This is a genomic window from Pseudomonas sp. GD03875 (assembly GCF_029840585.1).
Classification (GTDB): Bacteria; Pseudomonadota; Gammaproteobacteria; order Pseudomonadales; family Pseudomonadaceae; genus Aquipseudomonas; species Aquipseudomonas paralcaligenes.
In genome coordinates, this window is the sequence record NZ_JAOCCV010000023.1 from 55,567 (window position 1) to 73,409 (window position 17,843).

16 protein-coding genes are annotated in these 17,843 nt (G+C 67.6%); 9 read left to right on the plus strand and 7 right to left on the minus strand.

Annotated elements, in window-relative coordinates; translation table 11 throughout:
* Nucleotides 1-25 precede the first annotated feature (25 nt).
* Nucleotides 26-241 carry a DUF1127 domain-containing protein gene (locus N5D30_RS18535; RefSeq protein WP_220812602.1) on the minus strand — a complete coding sequence of 72 codons (216 nt, stop codon included), beginning with the start codon at nucleotides 239-241 and terminating at the stop codon, nucleotides 26-28.
* Nucleotides 242-611: 370 nt separating this feature from the next.
* On the opposite strand from N5D30_RS18535, the gene N5D30_RS18540 reads away from it, so the two are divergent.
* Nucleotides 612-1,649 (plus strand): low specificity L-threonine aldolase, encoded by a 1,038-nt coding sequence (locus tag N5D30_RS18540; RefSeq protein ID WP_279910139.1) that lies wholly within the window; start codon nucleotides 612-614, stop codon nucleotides 1,647-1,649.
* A 33-nt stretch (nucleotides 1,650-1,682) separates the two neighbouring features.
* Here N5D30_RS18540 and N5D30_RS18545 read toward each other — a convergent pair whose 3' ends face one another.
* The 3 genes from N5D30_RS18545 to adhP all read right to left on the minus strand — a co-directional run bounded on the left by N5D30_RS18545 (nucleotide 1,683) and on the right by adhP (nucleotide 5,164).
* Nucleotides 1,683-2,771: a polyamine ABC transporter substrate-binding protein gene (locus N5D30_RS18545; RefSeq protein ID WP_279910140.1), complete on the minus strand. Its 1,089-nt coding sequence runs from the start codon at nucleotides 2,769-2,771 to the stop codon at nucleotides 1,683-1,685.
* Nucleotides 2,772-2,794: 23 nt separating this feature from the next.
* Nucleotides 2,795-3,823: a histone deacetylase family protein gene (locus N5D30_RS18550; protein ID WP_279910162.1), complete on the minus strand. Its 1,029-nt coding sequence runs from the start codon at nucleotides 3,821-3,823 to the stop codon at nucleotides 2,795-2,797.
* 318 nt (nucleotides 3,824-4,141) lie between these two features.
* On the minus strand, nucleotides 4,142-5,164 hold the full coding sequence (gene adhP, locus N5D30_RS18555; RefSeq protein WP_279910141.1) for an alcohol dehydrogenase AdhP: 1,023 nt from the start codon (nucleotides 5,162-5,164) through the stop codon (nucleotides 4,142-4,144).
* A gap of 260 nt (nucleotides 5,165-5,424) precedes the next feature.
* On the opposite strand from adhP, the gene purE reads away from it, so the two are divergent.
* The 4 genes from purE to N5D30_RS18575 all read left to right on the plus strand — a co-directional run bounded on the left by purE (nucleotide 5,425) and on the right by N5D30_RS18575 (nucleotide 7,921).
* Entirely contained in the window at nucleotides 5,425-5,913 is a 489-nt protein-coding gene (gene purE, locus N5D30_RS18560) for a 5-(carboxyamino)imidazole ribonucleotide mutase (protein WP_220812597.1), read from the plus strand.
* A 14-nt stretch (nucleotides 5,914-5,927) separates the two neighbouring features.
* On the plus strand, nucleotides 5,928-7,010 hold the full coding sequence (locus tag N5D30_RS18565) for a 5-(carboxyamino)imidazole ribonucleotide synthase (protein WP_279910142.1): 1,083 nt from the start codon (nucleotides 5,928-5,930) through the stop codon (nucleotides 7,008-7,010).
* Nucleotides 7,011-7,089: 79 nt separating this feature from the next.
* A complete protein-coding gene (locus tag N5D30_RS18570; protein ID WP_279910143.1) occupies nucleotides 7,090-7,335 on the plus strand; it encodes a GlsB/YeaQ/YmgE family stress response membrane protein in 246 nt (81 codons plus the stop codon).
* Between the two features lie 55 nt (nucleotides 7,336-7,390).
* Entirely contained in the window at nucleotides 7,391-7,921 is a 531-nt protein-coding gene (locus tag N5D30_RS18575) for a DUF3299 domain-containing protein (protein WP_220812594.1), read from the plus strand.
* Between the two features lie 236 nt (nucleotides 7,922-8,157).
* Here the strand turns inward: N5D30_RS18575 and N5D30_RS18580 are convergent, their stop codons facing one another.
* Together N5D30_RS18580 and N5D30_RS18585 are read right to left on the minus strand one after the other, a co-directional pair.
* Nucleotides 8,158-9,057 (minus strand): D-hexose-6-phosphate mutarotase, encoded by a 900-nt coding sequence (locus tag N5D30_RS18580; RefSeq protein ID WP_279903045.1) that lies wholly within the window; start codon nucleotides 9,055-9,057, stop codon nucleotides 8,158-8,160.
* Nucleotides 9,058-9,290: 233 nt separating this feature from the next.
* On the minus strand, nucleotides 9,291-9,695 hold the full coding sequence (locus N5D30_RS18585; RefSeq protein WP_137974555.1) for an acyl-CoA thioesterase: 405 nt from the start codon (nucleotides 9,693-9,695) through the stop codon (nucleotides 9,291-9,293).
* Nucleotides 9,696-9,901: 206 nt separating this feature from the next.
* On the opposite strand from N5D30_RS18585, the gene N5D30_RS18590 reads away from it, so the two are divergent.
* The gene (locus tag N5D30_RS18590; RefSeq protein WP_279910144.1) at nucleotides 9,902-11,191 is read left to right on the plus strand and encodes an MFS transporter; all 1,290 of its coding nucleotides are present in this window, start codon (nucleotides 9,902-9,904) and stop codon (nucleotides 11,189-11,191) included.
* A 12-nt stretch (nucleotides 11,192-11,203) separates the two neighbouring features.
* On the opposite strand, the gene N5D30_RS18595 is transcribed toward N5D30_RS18590, so the two are convergent.
* Nucleotides 11,204-12,508 carry a sorbosone dehydrogenase family protein gene (locus N5D30_RS18595; RefSeq protein WP_279910145.1) on the minus strand — a complete coding sequence of 435 codons (1,305 nt, stop codon included), beginning with the start codon at nucleotides 12,506-12,508 and terminating at the stop codon, nucleotides 11,204-11,206.
* Nucleotides 12,509-12,659: 151 nt separating this feature from the next.
* Between N5D30_RS18595 and N5D30_RS18600 the strand changes: the two genes are divergently transcribed.
* From N5D30_RS18600 to pstA, 3 genes are all read left to right on the plus strand, one after another.
* Nucleotides 12,660-13,628, plus strand: coding sequence for a phosphate ABC transporter substrate-binding protein PstS family protein (locus N5D30_RS18600; RefSeq protein WP_220812590.1), 969 nt, complete (start codon nucleotides 12,660-12,662; stop codon nucleotides 13,626-13,628).
* A gap of 451 nt (nucleotides 13,629-14,079) precedes the next feature.
* Nucleotides 14,080-16,143, plus strand: coding sequence for an ABC transporter permease subunit (locus N5D30_RS18605; protein ID WP_279910163.1), 2,064 nt, complete (start codon nucleotides 14,080-14,082; stop codon nucleotides 16,141-16,143).
* A 22-nt stretch (nucleotides 16,144-16,165) separates the two neighbouring features.
* Complete coding sequence (pstA, locus tag N5D30_RS18610) at nucleotides 16,166-17,842, plus strand: phosphate ABC transporter permease PstA (protein WP_279910146.1); 1,677 nt, start codon at nucleotides 16,166-16,168, stop codon at nucleotides 17,840-17,842.
* Nucleotide 17,843 lies beyond the last annotated feature (1 nt).

Genomic DNA, 17,843 nt, shown 5'->3' on the forward strand with positions numbered 1-17,843 from the left:
CCTTGGTGACGGCGGGTGTCGCGGTTCAGCGCCAGAACGGCTTGTCGATCTCGATGGCGCGGTCGTAGGTGCTGATGCCGGCATCGGCCAGCAGGCGCTCGTCCAGGCGGGCGAGTTCGCGGCGGCTGCTGATGCGGCGCTGCCAGAGCAGCAGGGTGCCCAGGACGCGCAGGGGCAGGTTGCCGCCGCTGGCCGGGCTCTGTTGTTGGAACATGAGGTCGGAACCGAGTATGCGTTCCATGGTGGTGCTTCCTTCCGCTTCGCGCGGGGTTAGAGGGTGTCCTACTGGAAGCATATTTTCCTGACTGGATAGTCGATTTTATAGACACAGCTGGGCTAAATTGCAGGGCTATTAGTTAGGCGGCTTTGTAACTGTTCTGCTTCTATGGCTGCAACTGTACTGGTCATAAGTGGAAAGTCCTGCCGTTTCAGAACCTGCACGAATTTCGACCGGCCATGGCCGTTCCGGCGAGAAATAGATGCCGGTACAGTTTTTCGCTGGCCTCTTTTGAAGTCGTATCTGTTATTGCCCCAAATCGCTCGACTGTCGCTGCCGGACGCCACGGCGCTGGCGTACAGTTGAGCGACTGCCCTGCCAGGAAGCACACACCATGACCGACCATACCCAGCAATTCGCCAGCGACAACTATTCGGGCATCTGCCCCGAGGCCTGGGCCGCCATGGCCGAGGCCAACCGCGGCCACGAGCGCGCCTATGGCGAGGACAGCTGGACGGCCCGTGCCGCGGACCGCTTCCGCCAGCTGTTCGAGACCGACTGCGAGGTGTTCTTCGCCTTCAACGGCACCGCGGCCAACTCCCTGGCCCTCTCCTCCCTGTGCCAGAGCTACCACAGCGTGATCTGCTCCGAGACCGCCCACGTCGAGACCGACGAGTGCGGCGCGCCGGAATTCTTCTCCAACGGCTCCAAGCTGCTCACCGCGCGCACCCTGGCCGGCAAGCTGACCCCGGACTCGATCCGCGAGGTGGCGCTCAAGCGGCAGGACATCCACTACCCGAAGCCGCGCGTGGTGACCCTGACCCAGGCCACCGAGGTGGGCACCGTGTACCGCCCCGACGAGGTCGCCGCCATCAGCGAGGCGTGCAAGGCGCTGCGACTCAACCTGCACATGGATGGCGCGCGCTTCTCCAACGCCTGCGCCTTTCTCGGCTGCAGCCCGGCCGAGCTGACCTGGAAGGCCGGCGTCGACGTGCTGTGCTTCGGCGGCACCAAGAACGGCATGGCGGTGGGCGAGGCCATTCTGTTCTTCAACAAGGCGCTGGCCGAGGACTTCGACTACCGCTGCAAGCAGGCCGGCCAGCTGGCCTCGAAGATGCGCTACCTGTCCGCGCCCTGGGTCGGCCTGCTGCAGGACGACGCCTGGCTGCGTTACGCCAGCCATGCCAACCGCTGCGCCCGCCTGCTCGCCGAGCTGGTGGCCGACGTACCGGGGGTGAGCCTGATGTTCCCGGTGGAGGCCAACGGCGTGTTCCTCCAGCTCTCGGAGCCGGCCATCGAGCGCCTGCGCGACGGGGGCTGGCGCTTCTACACCTTCATCGGCGCCGGCGGCGCGCGCTTCATGTGCTCGTGGGACACCGAGGAGGAGCGGGTGCGCGAACTGGCCGCGGACATCCGCCGCGCCATGGCCTGAAACGGCAGCCGGCCCTGACGGGCCGGCGGGACTTCAGTTGCCGGTCTTGATCTTGCTCCAGGCCCGGGTACGCGCCCGCTCGGCGGCGCGCGGCAGCGGCTCCAGGGTGTAGAGCGTCTTCATCGCCTCGGCGGTCGGGTACAGGTTCGGGTTGCTGCGGATCGCCTCGGCCACCTGCGCGGTGGCGTCCTTGTTCGGGTTGGGGTAGCCGACGAAGTCGGAGATCGGCGCGATCACTTCCGGGCGCAGCAGGAAATCGATGAAGGCGTGGGCCTCGTCGATGTTCTTCGCGTCCTTGGGAATGGCCATCATGTCGAACCAGATCGGCGCGCCTTCCTTGGGCAGGCGCATGTCCACCACCACGCCGTTCTTCGCCTGGATGGCGTTGTTGGCGGCCTGGGAGAAGCTGCCGGAGTAGCCGACCGCCACGCAGATCTCGCCGTTGGCGATGTCGCTCATGTACTTGGAGCTGTGGAAGTAGCGCACGTGGGGGCGGACCTTACTCAGCAGCGCCTCGGCCTTGGCGTAGTCGGCCGGTTCCTTGCTGTTCGGCGGCAGGCCCAGGTAGTGCAGGGCCAGCGGCAGGATCTCGGACGGCGAGTCGAGCAGGGCCACGCCGCACTGCTGCAGCTTGGCGATGTTCTCTTCCTTGAAGATCAGGTTCCAGCTGTCCACCGGCGCGTCGTCGCCGAGGGCGGCCTTGACCTTGGCCGGGTTGAAGCCGATCAGCACGGTGCCGTACATGTAGGGCACGGCGTACTGGTTGCCCGGGTCGTTGGCCTCGATCAGCTTCATCAGCTGCGGGTCCAGGTGCTGCCAGTTGGGCAGCTTGCTGCGGTCGAGCTTCTGGAACACCCCGGCCTCGATCTGCTTGGCCAGGAACACGTTGGACGGCACCACCAGGTCGTAGCCGGAGTTGCCGGTGAGCAGCTTGGCCTCCAGCGCCTCGTTGGTGTCGAAGATGTCGTAGGTCAGCTTGATGCCGCTGTCCTGCTTGAACTTCGTCAGCGTCTCCGGGGTGATGTAGTCGAACCAGTTGTACACCTTGAGTTGGCGGTCGGCGGCCTGGGCCGTGCCGGCCAGGGTCAGGCCGCAGAGGGCGGCGGCGAGCAGTTTCTTCATTTTTGTCGTTCTCCTGTAAGGGCTCAGGCGCCCTGGAAACCTTCGAGCACATTGACGGCGTTGATGCCGATTTCGGCGACCGCGTAGCCGCCCTCCATGACGAACAGGGTCGGCTTGCCCAGTGCGGCGATGCGTTCGCCCATGCGCAGGTAGTCTGGGCTGTCCAGCTTGAAGCTGGAGATCGGGTCGTTCTGATAGGTGTCGACGCCGAGGGACACCAACACCACGTCCGGGTCGTAGGCGGCGATATGCTGGCAGGCGGTCTCCAGCGCGGTGCCGTAGACGTCCCAGGCGCTGCCGGCGGCCAGCGGCAGGTTGAGGTTGAAGCCCTCGCCGCGGCCCTCGCCGGTCTCGTCGGCGTAGCCGAGGAAGTGCGGGTACTCGAAGCTGGGGCTGCCGTGGATATTGGCCACCAGCACGTCGTCGCGGTCGTAGAAGATCGACTGGGTGCCGTTGCCGTGGTGGTAGTCGACGTCGAGGATCGCCACCCGCGCGGCGCCCTGGTCGAGGAAGGCCTGGGCGGCGATGGCCACGTTGTTCAGGTAGCAGTAGCCGCCCATCACGTCGGCGCTGGCGTGGTGGCCCGGCGGCCGGCACAGGGCGAAGGCGCAGTGGGCGCCGGCGGCGATCTCGGCCTGGCCGCTCAGGGCCACCTGCGCCGAGGTGTAAACGGCCTGCCAGGTGCCGGCGGTGATCGGCGCGAAGCAGTCGAAGCTGTGGAAGCCGTACTGGCCGTAGAGATCGTCCGGGCGCTTGGCGCGCAGGTGGCGGGCCGGGAACACGCCGGGCAGGAAGTCGGCGGTGTTGCCCCGGGCGGCCCAGCCGGCCCAGGCGTCCTGCAGGAACTGCAGGTAGTCGCCGGTATGGATGCGGGCGATGGGCGCCAGGCCGAAGTCGCGCGGCGCCAGAACCTCGCCGAGCTGGCGCTCGCGCACCCGGGCCAGCACGTGGTCGGCGCGCGCTGGCATCTCGAAGCAGGGTTTGAACTCGCCGCCGACCATCTCGCCTTGGGCGTGGTGCAGGCGGTGGTCGTCGCTGTAGAAGGTCAGCATCTTGTTGTTCTCCTCGATGGGCTGGGCGCATTGTTGGCGCCCCGGGCTGGCGGGGAGAACGATAACGGCGGCCAAGAAAGGGATAATTCCGGCCATTGTGGCGCCGTCGTGACCGGTTGCGGTGCTCGGCGAAAGTCGAGCCAGAGGCGAGGAGTAGAGGAAAGGGACGTAGGGTGCGCCGCGCGCACCTCCACATAGGCGCCAAGGTGAGCGCCATGAGCCGAGGCCCGCACTCGGCGGGCCTCGCTCGCTGTCGCCGGAACGGATCAGCGGTTGCGCAAAGTGCCTCTAGGGGCCATCAGGCTCCGGCTGCGTGCCCTAGAACTCCAGTACGACACGTCCTTCGATCTGCCCGGCGCGCATCTGGTCGAGCACCTGGTTGATGTTTTCCAGCTTGTCGCCGTGGATGGTCGCCTTGACCAGCCCCTCGCCGGCGAAGTCCAGCGCCTCCTGCAGGTCCGCCCGGGTGCCGACGATGGAGCCGGTGATGTGCAGGCCCTTGAGCACCACGTCGAAGATCGGTGTGGGGAAGTCGCCCGGCGGCAAACCGACCAGCGAGATGGTGCCGCCGCGCCTGGCCATGTTGATGGCCTGGCCGAAGGCGCTATTGGACACGGCGGTCACCACCACGCCGTGGGCGCCGCCGATGTCGCGCTGGATCACCGTCGCCGGGTCTTCCCGGCGGGCATTGACGGTCAGGCTGGCGCCCAGTTTGCGCGCCAGTTCCAGCTTGGCGTCGTCGATGTCCACGGCCGCGACGTGCAGGCCCATGGCGCGGGCGTACTGCACCGCGACGTGGCCGAGCCCGCCGATGCCGGAGATGGCTACCCACTGGCCGGGGCGCGCCCTGGTCTCCTTCAGCGCCTTGTAGACGGTGACGCCGGCGCAGAGGATCGGCGCGATCTCGGTGAAGGACACCTTGTCCGGCAGCAGGCCGACGTAGTTGGGGTCGGCTAGCACGTATTCGGCATAGCCGCCGTTGATCGAGTAGCCGGTGTTCTGCTGGCTCTCGCAGAGGGTTTCCCAACCGGTCAGGCAGTGTTCGCAGCAGCCGCAGGCGGTGTACAGCCAGGGCACGCCGACCCGGTCGCCTTCCTTGACCCGGCTGACCCCGGCGCCCACCGCGGCGACATAGCCGACGCCCTCGTGGCCGGGGATGAACGGCAGGCTCGGCTTCACCGGCCAGTCGCCCTCGGCGGCGTGCAGGTCGGTGTGGCAGACCCCGGAGGCCTCGATCTTCACCAGTACCTGCCCGGGGCCGGGCAGCGGCACCTTCACTTCCTCGATGCGCAGGGGTTCGCCGAAGGCGTGCACCACGGCGGCTTTCATCGTTGTGTCCATGACGGTTCTCCTCTACGTGCGGCAAGGGAAGCGTCAGTCTGGACCCGTGGCGCGGCAATGCATTGAGCTGGGACAACGAATCCGGCGATGCCGGTGGGGCAGACGGACGGTCACGGCGAGGGCGCGACACCCCTGGCTTTGCGGTATACTGCGCCGCCTCCGGGCCACCCTGGCCCGAACCCTCACATGACAAGCCACGCCGAATGCGTGGCTTGTTGGTTTTTGCCGCGCCGCCAGGCGCCCGAACTAGAGGCACGACGATGAGCGCACTGGTTGGCGTGATCATGGGCTCCAAGTCCGATTGGAGCACCCTCAGTCACACCGCTGACATGCTGGAAAAGCTGGGCATCCCCTACGAAGTGCAGGTGGTTTCCGCCCACCGCACGCCGGACCTGCTGTTCCAGTACGCCGAACAGGCCGAGAGCCGCGGCATCCAGGTGATCATCGCCGGCGCCGGCGGCGCCGCCCACCTGCCGGGCATGTGCGCGGCCAAGACCCACCTGCCGGTGCTCGGCGTGCCGGTGCAGTCGGCCGTGCTCTCCGGTGTCGACTCGCTGCTGTCCATCGTGCAGATGCCGGCCGGCATCCCCGTCGCCACCCTCGCCATCGGCAAGGCCGGCGCGGTCAACGCCGCGCTGCTGGCCGCCAGCATCCTCGGCCACCAGCACCCGCAGTTCCACGACAAGCTGAAGCAGTTCCGCGACGAGCAGACCCGGACCGTGCTCGACAACCCGGACCCGCGTTCCTGATCGAGGCCCAACAGATGAAGATCGGCGTAATCGGTGGCGGCCAGCTGGGCCGCATGATGGCCCTGGCGGGCACCCCGCTGGGCATGCAGTTCGCCTTCCTCGACCCGGCGCCGGACGCCTGCGCGCAGGCCCTGGGCGAGCATATCCGCGCCGACTACGGCGACCAGGACCACCTGCGCCAGCTGGCCGACGAAGTGGACCTGGTGACCTTCGAATTCGAGAGCGTGCCGGCCGAGACCGTGGCCTTCCTCTCCCAGTTCGTGCCGGTCTACCCGAGCGCCGAGGCGCTGCGCATCGCCCGCGACCGCTGGTTCGAGAAGTCCATGTTCAAGGACCTGGGCATCCCCACACCCGCGTTCGCCGATATCCAGTCCCAGGCCGACCTGGACGCCGCCGTAGCTGCCATCGGCCTGCCGGCGGTGCTGAAGACCCGTACCCTGGGCTACGACGGCAAGGGCCAGAAGGTCCTGCGCCAGCCGGCGGACGCCGCCGGTGCCTTCGCCGAGCTGGGCAGCGTGCCGTGCATCCTCGAAGGCTTCGTGCCGTTCACCGGCGAAGTGTCGCTGGTGGCCGTGCGCGCCCGTGACGGCGAGACCCGCTTCTACCCGCTGGTGCACAACCGCCACGACGGCGGCGTGCTGGCCCTGTCCGTCGCCAGCACCGACCACCCGCTGCAGGCCCTGGCCGAGGACTACGTCGGCCGCGTGCTGCAGAAGCTCGACTACGTCGGCGTGCTGGCCTTCGAGTTCTTCGAGGTGGATGGTGGCCTCAAGGCCAACGAGATCGCCCCGCGCGTGCACAACTCCGGGCACTGGACCATCGAAGGCGCTGAGTGCAGCCAGTTCGAGAACCACCTGCGCGCCGTCGCCGGCCTGCCGCTGGGCTCCACCGCCAAGGTGGGCGAGAGCGCCATGCTCAACTTCCTCGGCTCGGTGCCGGACGTGGCCGCAGTCGCCGCCGTCGCCGACTGCCACCTGCACCACTACGGCAAGGCCTTCAAGGCCGGACGCAAGGTCGGCCACGCCACCCTGCGCTGTGCCGACATGGCGACCCTGAAGGCGCGCATCGCCGAGGTCGAGGCGCTGATCGGAAGTTGAACGGCTGGTCTATGCTCAGGTCACAACGAGGCGTGCGTAAGTACGTCTCGTTCGTTCCGGTTCATACAAGGAGTTCACCATGAGCATCATCGGCACCATCATCATCGGCCTGATCGTCGGTCTGATCGCGCGCTTCCTCAAACCCGGCGATGACAGCATGGGCTGGATCATGACCATCCTGCTCGGCATCGGTGGCTCGCTGGCAGCCACCTACGGCGGCCAGGCCCTGGGCGTCTACCAGGCCGGCGAGACGGCGGGCTTCATCGGCGCCGTGGTCGGTGCGGTGATCCTGCTGGTGATCTACGGCCTGATCAAGCGGGACTGACAGGCCGGCCCGCGAGCCGGTAGGCTAGGCGGCCCATGCGATTGCGAGACCGACCATGCGCCGCCTGCTGCTTGCCCTGCTGCTGTTCCCCCTGCTGGCCCACGCCGAGCCCGCCGAACTGGACTGGCTGGAGCTGATGCCGCCCGAGGACCGCAAGGCCCTGGAGGCCATGCCGGAGATCAGCCACGACAGCCCCGAGGCGGTCGGCACCTTCGGCCAGCAGGGCGGCCTGAAGCAGGAGCAGGGCCTGCCGGCAGTGATGTATTCGAAGAAGACCGTGGCCCGCCTGGACGGCAAGCATGTCCGTCTCGGCGGCTACCCGGTGCCGCTGGAGAGCGACGTCGGCGGCAAGACCACCCTGCTGTTCCTGGTGCCCTATCCGGGCGCCTGCATCCACGTTCCCCCGCCGCCGCCGAACCAGATCGTGCTGGTGCGCTACCCCAAGGGCATCGTGCTCGACGATATCTATGAACCGCTGTGGGTCGACGGCACCCTGCGCATCGAAGCGGTGGACAACGATCTGGCCGACGCCTCCTACGCCCTGGACGCCCGCTCCGTGCGGCTGGTGGAGGAAGGCGACCTGTAGGGTGCGCTGCGCGCACCGGAACCCTTGGTGCGCACGGCGCACCCTACGGCTCTTGTGGGCTTTTGGGGCCCGGCTAGCCAGGAAGGTTCTGCAGAAGCCATTTCCGTCACTCCCGTGCAGGCGGGAGCCCAGGTGCTGCGGCTCTGGATTGCCGCATGCGCGGCAATGACGGTTGGTTGAGGGCGCGGGTGATGCGGCGGAAGGCGACTCGCAGGTCAACGCGGGTTTCACCCGCCCTACGTCGGTTCGCTCCACAGGCTCAGGCCGAGACTGTGGCTTTCGCCGGGCGCCAGTTCCACACAGTCGTCCCAGACATTGGCGGTCTCGATGCACAGCATGCGCTGCCAGGCGTCATCGGCGAAGCTGGACAGGCGCCGGGCCTTGTCGATCCACGGGTTCCACAGCACCGCTGAGCGCGAGCCGCGGGTTTCCAGGTGCAGGTCGCGGTTCCAGCCGGCGTCGTGCAGGTGCAGGCGCGGCGGCACGTCGAGGTAGATGCGGTCGGTCTCGCCGGCGAAGCGCAGCTCGCCCTGCTGGGAGCGTTCCTGCCAGTCTTCCAGGGTCTCGAGGTAGCGGCTGCCGTCCAGCCCGTGGACCGCCACCTGGCGGATGTCGCTGACGGCGAAGTAGCTGTGCAGCGCCTGGCTCAGGATCAGCGGCTTACTGCCGGGGTTGTGGCTGGTCAGGTCGAGGTGCAGGCGTTCGTCCAGGCGGATGTCCAGCCGCAGCTCGGCGGCGTGGGGCCAGTCGGGGAGAGGATGCTGGCGGGTGTCGAAGGCGAACTGCAGGTGGATGGCCTCGCCTTCGCTGTCGATGCCCAGCAGTTGCCAGTCGAGGGCGCGTACGCCGCCGTGGAAGGGCGCGGCGCCTGGGTTGTCGTGCTGTGCCTGCAGCGGGTGCGGGTTGCGCCCGAGGTCGCCGAACCAGGGCCAGCAGATCGGCACGCCGCCGCGCACCGACTGCTGGCGGCGGTAGTCGGCCTGCTCGCTAAGCCAGATCAGCGGCGGCTGCTCGCCCTGCTGGAAGCTCAGCACCTGGGCGCCCTGCTGGGCCACCAGCAGCTCGGCACCACCGCGGCGCACGCGCCAGCAGGTCAGTTCGTCCAGTTCGATGCGTTCGATGTGGGCCTGGGTCATGGTCCGCCTCCCTGAAGATTCAGGCATTTGACCGCAGGCCGGTGGAAAAGGCCAAGCACCATGAAAAAGGCAGTTGTTGCACACCTTGTGGGAGCGGATTTATCCGCGAATTTCGCGGCCAATCGGAATGCCGCCCAGCCGCTCCCACAAACGCAGGATTGCGCCACCAACACGTAACGGGGATATCGCCATGAAAAACGCCGCCTCATGGGCGGCGTTTTCGGCGCGGATGATCAGCCCCGGCGCGGCGGAACCGGGCGGGTACGGCCGCTGCCGTCGATGGCGACGAACACGAACACCGCCTCGGTGACTTTGCGCCACTCGCTGGACAGCGGGTCGTCGCTCCACACCTCGACCAGCATCTGGATCGAGCTGCGGCCGACCTCCAGCGCCTGGGTATAGAAGGAAAGCTGGGCGCCCACCGCCACGGGTACCAGGAAGGCCATGCGGTCGATGGCCACGGTGGCGACACGGCCGCCGGCGACCTTGCTGGCCATCGCGGTGCCGGCCAGGTCCATCTGCGAGACCAGCCAGCCGCCGTAGATGTCGCCGAAGCCGTTGGTCTCGCGCGGCAGGGCGGTGATCTGAAGGGCCAGATCGCCCTGGGGGATGGGGTCTTCCTGTTCGAGTTCGATCATGTGCGGGGCCCCGCTGGTGGATTCTTATCGTTGGCTGTTCGATGGCTGGCCATGCCCCGCCGTAGACGGGTCGTGCGCAGTATATAGAGGCCGGCGTCAAAGGACGACCGTGCGGTCCCGCTTTTGCCGTCGAAAGCTGCGGCGCGGAACGCGATTTGCTATCGTGCCGCAGCCCTTGCCCCCTCTAATAAAACAACGAAGCCTCTATGTCCGCCGAGCATGCCAGCCTCGCGCCCGCGGCGCGCCCTCTCAACCGCAGCGACTACAAGACCCTCTCGCTTTCCGCCCTCGGCGGCGCCCTGGAGTTCTACGACTTCATCATCTTCGTGTTCTTCGCGGCGGTGGTCGGCAAGCTGTTCTTCCCGGCCGAGATGCCGGAATGGCTGCGCCAGCTGCAGACCTTCGGCATCTTCGCCGCCGGCTACCTGGCGCGGCCGCTGGGCGGCGTCATCATGGCCCACTTCGGCGACCTGCTCGGGCGCAAGCGCATGTTCACCCTGAGCATTTTCATGATGGCGGTGCCGACGCTGATCATGGGCCTGCTGCCGACCTACGCGCAGATCGGCATCTGGGCGCCGCTGGCGCTGCTCGGCCTGCGCGTGATCCAGGGCGCGGCGATCGGCGGCGAGGTGCCGGGCGCCTGGGTGTTCGTCGCCGAACATGTACCGCCGCGCCATATCGGCTACGCCTGCGGCACCCTGACCTCGGGGCTGACCTTCGGCATCCTGCTCGGCTCGCTGATGGCGACCCTGATCAACACCGTCTACAGCCCGGCCGAAGTGCTCGACTGGGCCTGGCGCATCCCTTTCCTGATCGGCGGGGTGTTCGGCCTGTTCTCCGTCTACCTGCGCCAGTGGCTGCACGAGACGCCGGTGTTCGCCGAGCTGCAGCAGCGCAAGGCGCTGGCCGACGAGGTGCCGCTGAAGACCGTGCTGCGCGAGCACCGCTCGGCCATCGTGCTGTCGATGCTGCTGACCTGGGTGCTGTCGGCCGGCATCGTGGTGGTGATCCTGATGACGCCGACCGTGCTGCAGACCGTGTACGGCTTCGACGCCGCCACCGCGCTGCGGGCCAACAGCCTGGCCATCGTCTGCCTGACCCTGGGTTGCATCCTCTCCGGCATGGCGGCCGACCGCTTCGGCGCCGGGCGTACCTTCCTGGTCGGCGGCCTGCTGCTGGCGCTCAGCTCCTGGACCTTCTACACCCGCCTCGCCGCGCACCCGGACTGGCTGTTCCCGCTGTACGCGGTGACCGGCCTGCTGGTCGGCACCATCGGCGCGGTGCCCTACGTGATGGTCAAGGCCTTCCCGCCGGTGGTGCGCTTCTCCGGGCTGTCGTTCTCCTACAACCTGGCATACGCCATCTTCGGCGGGCTGACGCCGATGGTGGTGGCCCTGCTGATGAAGTGGGACCCGCTCGGCCCGGCCTACTACGTGGCGGCGCTGTGCGGCCTGGCGATGCTGATCGGCCTGTACCTGCTCCGGCAGCGTCGCTGAGCGGGCGCCGCCTCACTGGGCGGGCGTCACCCGCCAGACCTTGTTGCCGACGTCGTCGGTCACCAGCAGCGCGCCCTGTCTGTCGAGCTTGACGTCGACCGGCCGCCCCTGGGCGTCGCCGTCTTCATCGAGGAAGCCGCTGAGCACGTCGACCGGCGGGCCGCTGGGCTTGCCGTCGGCGAAAGGCACGAAGATCACCTTGTAGCCGCTGTGTGGCTTGCGGTTCCACGAGCCGTGCTGGCCGACGAACAGGCCGTCCTGGAACGCCGGCAGCGCACCGCCCTGGCCGAAGGCGATGCCCAGGGAGGCGGTGTGCGGGCCCAGGGCGTAGTCGGGTACCAGCGCCTTGGCCACCAGTTCCGGGCGCTGCGGCTGGACACGCTGGTCGACGTGCTGGCCGTAGTAGCTGTAGGGCCAGCCGTAGAAGCCGCCGTCGCGCACCGAGGTGATGTAGTCCGGCACCAGGTCGCTGCCGATCTCGTCGCGCTCGTTGACCGCCGTCCACAGCGCGCCGGTCTGCGGCTCCCAGGCCAGGCCATTGGGGTTGCGCAGACCGCCGGCGAACAGGCGCTTCTCGCCGCTGGCGCGGTCCACCTCCCAGATCGCCGCACGGCCTTCCTCGGCCTCCATGCCGTTCTCGCCGACGTTGCTGTTGGAGCCGACCGTGACGTAGAGCCGGCTGCCGTCCTGGCTGGCGATGACGTTCTTGGTCCAGTGGTGGTTGATGCCGGCGGGCAGGTCGGTGACCTTCTCGGGTGCGGCATCGATCCGGGTATCGCCCTCGGTGTAGGGGAAGCGCACCAGGGCGTCGGCGTTGGCCACGTAGAAGTCGTTGCCGACCAGGGCCATGCCGAAGGGGGAGTGCAGGTGCTCGAGGAACGCGGTGCGCAGGTCGGCGACGCCGTCGCCATCGGTGTCGCGCAGCAGGGTGATGCGGTCGGCGCTGGGCACCCCGGCGCCCGCGCGCTTCATCACCAGGCCGGAGACCCAGCCCTTGAGGCTGAACGGCTTGTCGGTCTTCGGCGCGTTGCTCTCGGCCACCAGCACGTCGCCGTTGGGCAGCACGTACAGCCAGCGCGGATGGTCCAGGCCCTCGGCGAAGGCATTCACCCGGGTGCCCTGCGCCGCCACCGGCTTGGCGCCCTCGGCCCAGCCCCGGGCGGGGGCGATGTTGACGGTCGGCAACAGCGTCTCGTTCGGCTCGGGCAGCCGCGGGTCGGTGCCGGTGCCGTCGCTCACGTTGAGGGCGGCTTGCTCGCCGCAGGCGCTGCAGGCGAGCGCCAGGGCGGTGACGGACAGCAGGTGCAGACGATTCATGGAGCGATCTCCGGGATGGACGGGGTGCGGAATTTTTTCGACAGCCATGATGGCCATTCATCCAATTGTCATATTCCGTTCATAGAGTGTTCATCAGGCCTGCAGATACTGGGCCCCGTTCCATCCAACCCCTTCCTGCTAGGAGCAAGGCATGAAACTCAAGCGTTTGATGGCGGCCCTGACCTTCGCCGCCGCCGGCGTAGGCGCTGCAACCGCGTTCGCCGCCGTCGACCCGGCCATCCCCGGCTACGAAAAGACCACCGGTGTCTCGGGCAACCTGTCCAGCGTGGGTTCCGACTCCCTGGCCAACCTGATGACCCTGTGGGCCGAGGAATACAAGAAGCAGTACCCGAACGTGAACATCCAGATCCAGGCCGCCGGTTCCTCCACCGCGCCGCCCGCTCTGACCGAAGGTACCGCCAACCTGGGCCCGATGTCCCGTCCGATGAAGGACAACGAGCTGCAGGCCTTCGAAGAGAAGTACGGCTACAAGCCGACCGCCGTGCCGGTCGCCATCGATGCCCTGGCCGTGTTCGTGCACAAGGACAACCCGATCAAGTCCCTGGACATCGCCCAGGTCGACGCCATCTTCTCCAGCACCCGCCTGTGCGGCGGCGCCCAGGACATCAAGACCTGGGGCGACCTGGGCCTGACCGGCGAGTGGGCGAGCAAGCCGATCCAGCTGTTCGGCCGTAACTCGGTGTCCGGTACCTACGGCTACTTCAAGGAAGAAGCCCTGTGCAAAGGCGACTTCAAGTCCAACGTCAACGAGCAGCCGGGTTCGGCCTCGGTGGTGCAGTCCATCTCCAGCACCGTCAACGCCATCGGCTACTCGGGCATCGGCTACAAGACCGCCAGCGTCCGCGCCGTGCCCCTGTCGAAGAAGGGCGGTGAGGCGTTCGAGGCTTCCGAAGAAAACGCCCTGGCAGGCAAGTTCCCGCTGGCCCGCTTCTTCTACGTCTACGTGAACAAGGCGCCGAACAAGCCGCTGAGCCCGCTGGACGCCGAGTTCCTCAAGCTCGTCCTGTCCAAGCAGGGTCAGGAAGTCGTGGTCAAGGACGGCTACATCCCGCTGCCGGCCAAGGTCATCGACAAGGCCAAGCAGGAACTGGGTCTGTAAGAAACTCCCCTCTCCTTCTGGGAGAGGGGCCGGGGGGGAGGGTGCTTCGCGTTGCCCTGTAGCCCCTCACCCCAGCCCTCTCCCGGAGGGAGAGGGAGCGCAACGCCCGCTACTCTTCCCGAGTCGCGGGCGTCGTCGCGTCACCGTACTGTAATTTTTCTGTCACACAAGACGGATAGATTGAAGTACCTCACATTGAGCGGGCTGTGTCCGCCGCGCCCGAGAACTCCTCATGAATGACCTGGCCAACAACAGCATGAGCGCCTCCGCGAACAACCAAAGGGTGGATTTCAACACGCCCGCCCTGCTGCGCAAGCGCCGCATCCGCGCCCTCAAGGACCGCATGGCACGCTGGTACGTGTCCATCGGCGGCCTGGCCGTGCTGGCGTGCATCACCCTGATCTTCTTCTACCTCGCCTATGTCGTCGCGCCGATCTTCGGCGGCGCCGACATGGAGGCGCGCGATGCCCAGCAGCCGGCCTGGCTGGCCGGCCAGGGCGAGGCGCTGCTGCTCTCCGTCGAGGAGCAGAACAAGGTGGCCATGCGCCTGAGCCGCAGCGGCCAGGTGCAGTTCTTCGGCCTGCGCGATGGCAAGCCGATGAACGCCTACCAGCTGGCCCTGCCGGAAGGCAGCAGCATCGCCTCGGTCAGCCAGGACCAGCCCGGCAGCCGCCGCGTGGTGCTCGGCCTGTCCAACGGCCAGGTGCTGGTGTTCGAGCACGCCTACAAGGTGACCTACCCGGACAACGTCAAGACCATCACCCCCGAGCTGGACTACCCGTTCGGCGAGGCGCCCATTACCCTCGACGCCCAGGGCCGGCCGCTGGAGCACGTGGCGATCAGCCAGAACGGCAGCAACCTGATGCTCAGCGGCTCCACCGGCGCCGAACTGCAGCTGCTGGCGCTCGGCCGCGAAGAGAACCTGATGACCGGCGAGGTGACCCTCAGCGAGGAGCGCATCGCCCTGCCGCAGATCGCCGAGCCGATCAAGGCGATGATCATCGACCCGCGCCAGCAGTGGCTGTTCGTGATCAACGGCAAGGCCACCGCCGACGTCTTCGACCTGCGCAGCAAGACCCTCAACGGCCGCTACAAGCTGCTCAACGGCGATGCCGAAGTGACCACGGTCAACCCGCTGCTCGGCGGCATCTCGCTGATGATCGGCGACAGCAAGGGCGGCATCGGCCAGTGGTTCATGGTCCGCGACGGCGACGGCAAGGCCGCGTTGACCCACATCCGCGGCTTCCAGCTGGGCAAGGCGGCCATCACCCAGATCCTCCCCGAGGAGCGCCGCAAGGGCTTCCTGGCGCTGGACGCCGAAGGCCGCCTGGGCATCTTCCACAGCACCGCGCACCGCACCCTGCTGACCGAGAAGGTCGCCGAGGGCGCCGGTGTCGCCGCCCTGTCGCCGCGCGCCAACCGCGTGCTGGTCGAGTCCGGCGGCCAGCTGCAGCGCTTCGTCATCGACAACCCGCACCCGGAGATTTCCTGGAGTTCGCTGTGGGGCAAGGTCTGGTACGAGAGCTACGACGAGCCGCGCCACGTCTGGCAGTCCACCTCCGCCAACACCGACTTCGAACCCAAGATGAGCCTGGCGCCGCTGACCTTCGGCACCCTCAAGGCCGCCTTCTACGCCATGCTCCTGGCCGCCCCGCTGGCCATCTGCGCGGCGATCTACACCGCCTACTTCATGGCGCCGTCCATGCGCCGCAAGGTCAAGCCGGTGATCGAGCTGATGGAAGCGCTGCCGACGGTGATCCTCGGCTTCTTCGCCGGCCTGTTCCTGGCGCCCTACGTGGAAGGCCACCTGCCGGGTATCTTCAGCCTGCTGTTGCTGACGCCGATCGGCGTGCTGCTGACCGCCTACCTGTGGAGCCGCCTGCCGGAGCGCATCCGCCTGGTGATCCCGGATGGCTGGGAAGCGGCGCTGCTGATCCCGGTGATCCTGGCGATTGGTGCCTTCGCCCTGAGCATGAGCGGCCACCTGGAGAACTGGTTCTTCGGCGGCGACATGCGCCTGTGGATCAGCAACGACCTCGGCATCGCCTTCGACCAGCGCAACGCCCTGGTGGTGGGCCTGGCCATGGGCTTCGCGGTGATCCCGAACATCTACTCGATCGCCGAGGACGCCGTGTTCAGCGTGCCCAAGAGCCTCACCTTCGGCTCCCTGGCCCTGGGCGCCACGCCGTGGCAGACCCTGACCCGCGTGGTGATCCTCACCGCCAGCCCGGGCATCTTCTCGGCGCTGATGATCGGCATGGGCCGCGCGGTGGGCGAGACCATGATCGTGCTGATGGCCACCGGCAACACGCCGATCATGGACATGAACATCTTCCAGGGCCTGCGCACCCTGGCCGCCAACGTGGCGGTGGAGATGCCGGAATCCGAGGTGGGCAGTACCCACTACCGCGTGCTGTTCCTCTCGGCGCTGGTGTTGCTGGCCTTCACCTTCGTGATGAACACCCTGGCGGAGCTGATCCGCACCCGCCTGCGCAAGAAATATGCGTCGCTCTGAGAACTGGGGAAGGTAGACGTCCGTGAAAACCAAAGAGCAAAACTTCAGTACCTGGTTCAAGAGTGGTTCGCCCTGGGTCTGGATGACCGCCAGCGGCGTGTCCATCGCCGTGATCATGACAATCGGCCTGCTCGCCGTGATCGCCGTGCGCGGCCTGGGCCACTTCTGGCCTGCCGACGTGGTCGAGGCCAGGTACCAGGTGCCGGGCGAGGCCGCCCGCGTCATGGCCGGCGAGCTGGTGCAGGAAGAACAGGTGCCGCGTGCCCGTCTGGCCGCCGCCGGCATGCCGGTGGATGTGAAGGGCGGCGAGTTCATGACCCGCGAGCTGTTCAAGGTCGGCAACCGCGAGGTCTACGGCGCCGACTTCAGCTGGGTGGTGGCCGAGTGGACGAGCGAGCCGCGCACCCCGGAGAACCTGGTGGTCATGGAGCGCCGCGAGTGGGGCAACTTCTACGGCTACCTGGTCGACGTCAAGGAAGGCGGCCAGGTGGTCGCCCGGGGCGATGATGCGTGGGGCGAGCTGCAGAACCGCATCGCCCGGGTCGATGACCTGCACGCGCAACTGGTGCGGCTGGAGAAGAAGGAGATCGGTCACATCAACCACGGCCTCGAACAGCTGCGCCTGGAAGGTCGCCGCCTGGAGCTGAAGGACCGCCTGGACGCCGCTGCCCAGGCCGACCTGGACGCCCAGCGCGCCGAGCTGGACGCCCGCTACAAGGTGCTGGAGGGCAAGCTGGTCGAGCTGAACCAGCAGCTCGCCCGCGACAGCGTGACGGTGAAGACCGTCGACGGTCGCGAGCAGGAGATCGCCCTGAGCAAGGTGGTCCGCGCCTTCCAGCCGAACGCCATGGGTGTCGGCGCCAAGCTGGGCTTCTACTTCGCCAAGCTGTGGGAGTTCGTCAGCGACGAGCCGCGCGAGGCCAACACCGAGGGCGGCATCTTCCCGGCCATCTTCGGCACCGTGATGATGACCCTGATCATGGCCGTGATCGTCACCCCGTTCGGCGTGCTGGCGGCCATCTACCTGCGCGAGTACGCCAAGCAGGGCCCGCTGACCCGCATCATCCGCATCGCCGTGAACAACCTGGCCGGCGTGCCGGCCATCGTCTACGGCGTGTTCGGCCTGGGCTTCTTCGTCTACGTGCTGGGCGGCTCGATCGACCGGCTGTTCTTCGCCGAGGCCGCGCCGGCGCCGACCTTCGGCACGCCGGGCCTGATGTGGGCCTCGCTGACCCTGGCGATACTCGCCGTGCCGGTGGTGATCGTCGCCACCGAGGAAGGCCTGGCGCGCATCCCGCGTGCCCTGCGCGAAGGCTCCCTGGCGCTCGGCGCGACCAAGGCCGAGACCCTGTGGAAGGTGGTGCTGCCGATGGCCAGCCCGGCCATGATGACCGGCATGATCCTCGCCGTGGCCCGCGCCGCCGGCGAAGTGGCGCCGCTGATGCTGGTCGGCGTGGTCAAGCTGGCCCCGGCGCTGCCGGTGGACGGCAACTACCCGTACCTGCACCTGGACCAGAAGATCATGCACCTGGGCTTCCACATCTACGACGTCGGCTTCCAGAGCCCCAACGTCGAGGCCGCCCGCCCGCTGGTGTACGCCACCGCACTGCTGCTGGTGCTGGTGATCGCGCTGCTCAACCTGAGCGCCGTGTTCATCCGCAACCACCTGCGCGAGAAGTACAAGGCGCTGGATCATTGAT

Excerpts from the sequence above, each read along its gene's own strand:
- N5D30_RS18535 (WP_220812602.1), bottom strand. The coding sequence starts at position 241 with ATGGAACGCATACTCGGTTCCGACCTCATGTTCCAACAACAGAGCCCG.
- N5D30_RS18540 (WP_279910139.1), top strand. The coding sequence starts at position 612 with ATGACCGACCATACCCAGCAATTCGCCAGCGACAACTATTCGGGCATC.
- N5D30_RS18545 (WP_279910140.1), bottom strand. The coding sequence starts at position 2,771 with ATGAAGAAACTGCTCGCCGCCGCCCTCTGCGGCCTGACCCTGGCCGGC.
- N5D30_RS18550 (WP_279910162.1), bottom strand. The coding sequence starts at position 3,823 with ATGCTGACCTTCTACAGCGACGACCACCGCCTGCACCACGCCCAAGGC.
- adhP (WP_279910141.1), bottom strand. The coding sequence starts at position 5,164 with ATGGACACAACGATGAAAGCCGCCGTGGTGCACGCCTTCGGCGAACCC.
- purE (WP_220812597.1), top strand. The coding sequence starts at position 5,425 with ATGAGCGCACTGGTTGGCGTGATCATGGGCTCCAAGTCCGATTGGAGC.
- N5D30_RS18565 (WP_279910142.1), top strand. The coding sequence starts at position 5,928 with ATGAAGATCGGCGTAATCGGTGGCGGCCAGCTGGGCCGCATGATGGCC.
- N5D30_RS18570 (WP_279910143.1), top strand. The coding sequence starts at position 7,090 with ATGAGCATCATCGGCACCATCATCATCGGCCTGATCGTCGGTCTGATC.
- N5D30_RS18575 (WP_220812594.1), top strand. The coding sequence starts at position 7,391 with ATGCGCCGCCTGCTGCTTGCCCTGCTGCTGTTCCCCCTGCTGGCCCAC.
- N5D30_RS18580 (WP_279903045.1), bottom strand. The coding sequence starts at position 9,057 with ATGACCCAGGCCCACATCGAACGCATCGAACTGGACGAACTGACCTGC.
- N5D30_RS18585 (WP_137974555.1), bottom strand. The coding sequence starts at position 9,695 with ATGATCGAACTCGAACAGGAAGACCCCATCCCCCAGGGCGATCTGGCC.
- N5D30_RS18590 (WP_279910144.1), top strand. The coding sequence starts at position 9,902 with ATGTCCGCCGAGCATGCCAGCCTCGCGCCCGCGGCGCGCCCTCTCAAC.
- N5D30_RS18595 (WP_279910145.1), bottom strand. The coding sequence starts at position 12,508 with ATGAATCGTCTGCACCTGCTGTCCGTCACCGCCCTGGCGCTCGCCTGC.
- N5D30_RS18600 (WP_220812590.1), top strand. The coding sequence starts at position 12,660 with ATGAAACTCAAGCGTTTGATGGCGGCCCTGACCTTCGCCGCCGCCGGC.
- N5D30_RS18605 (WP_279910163.1), top strand. The coding sequence starts at position 14,080 with ATGGAGGCGCGCGATGCCCAGCAGCCGGCCTGGCTGGCCGGCCAGGGC.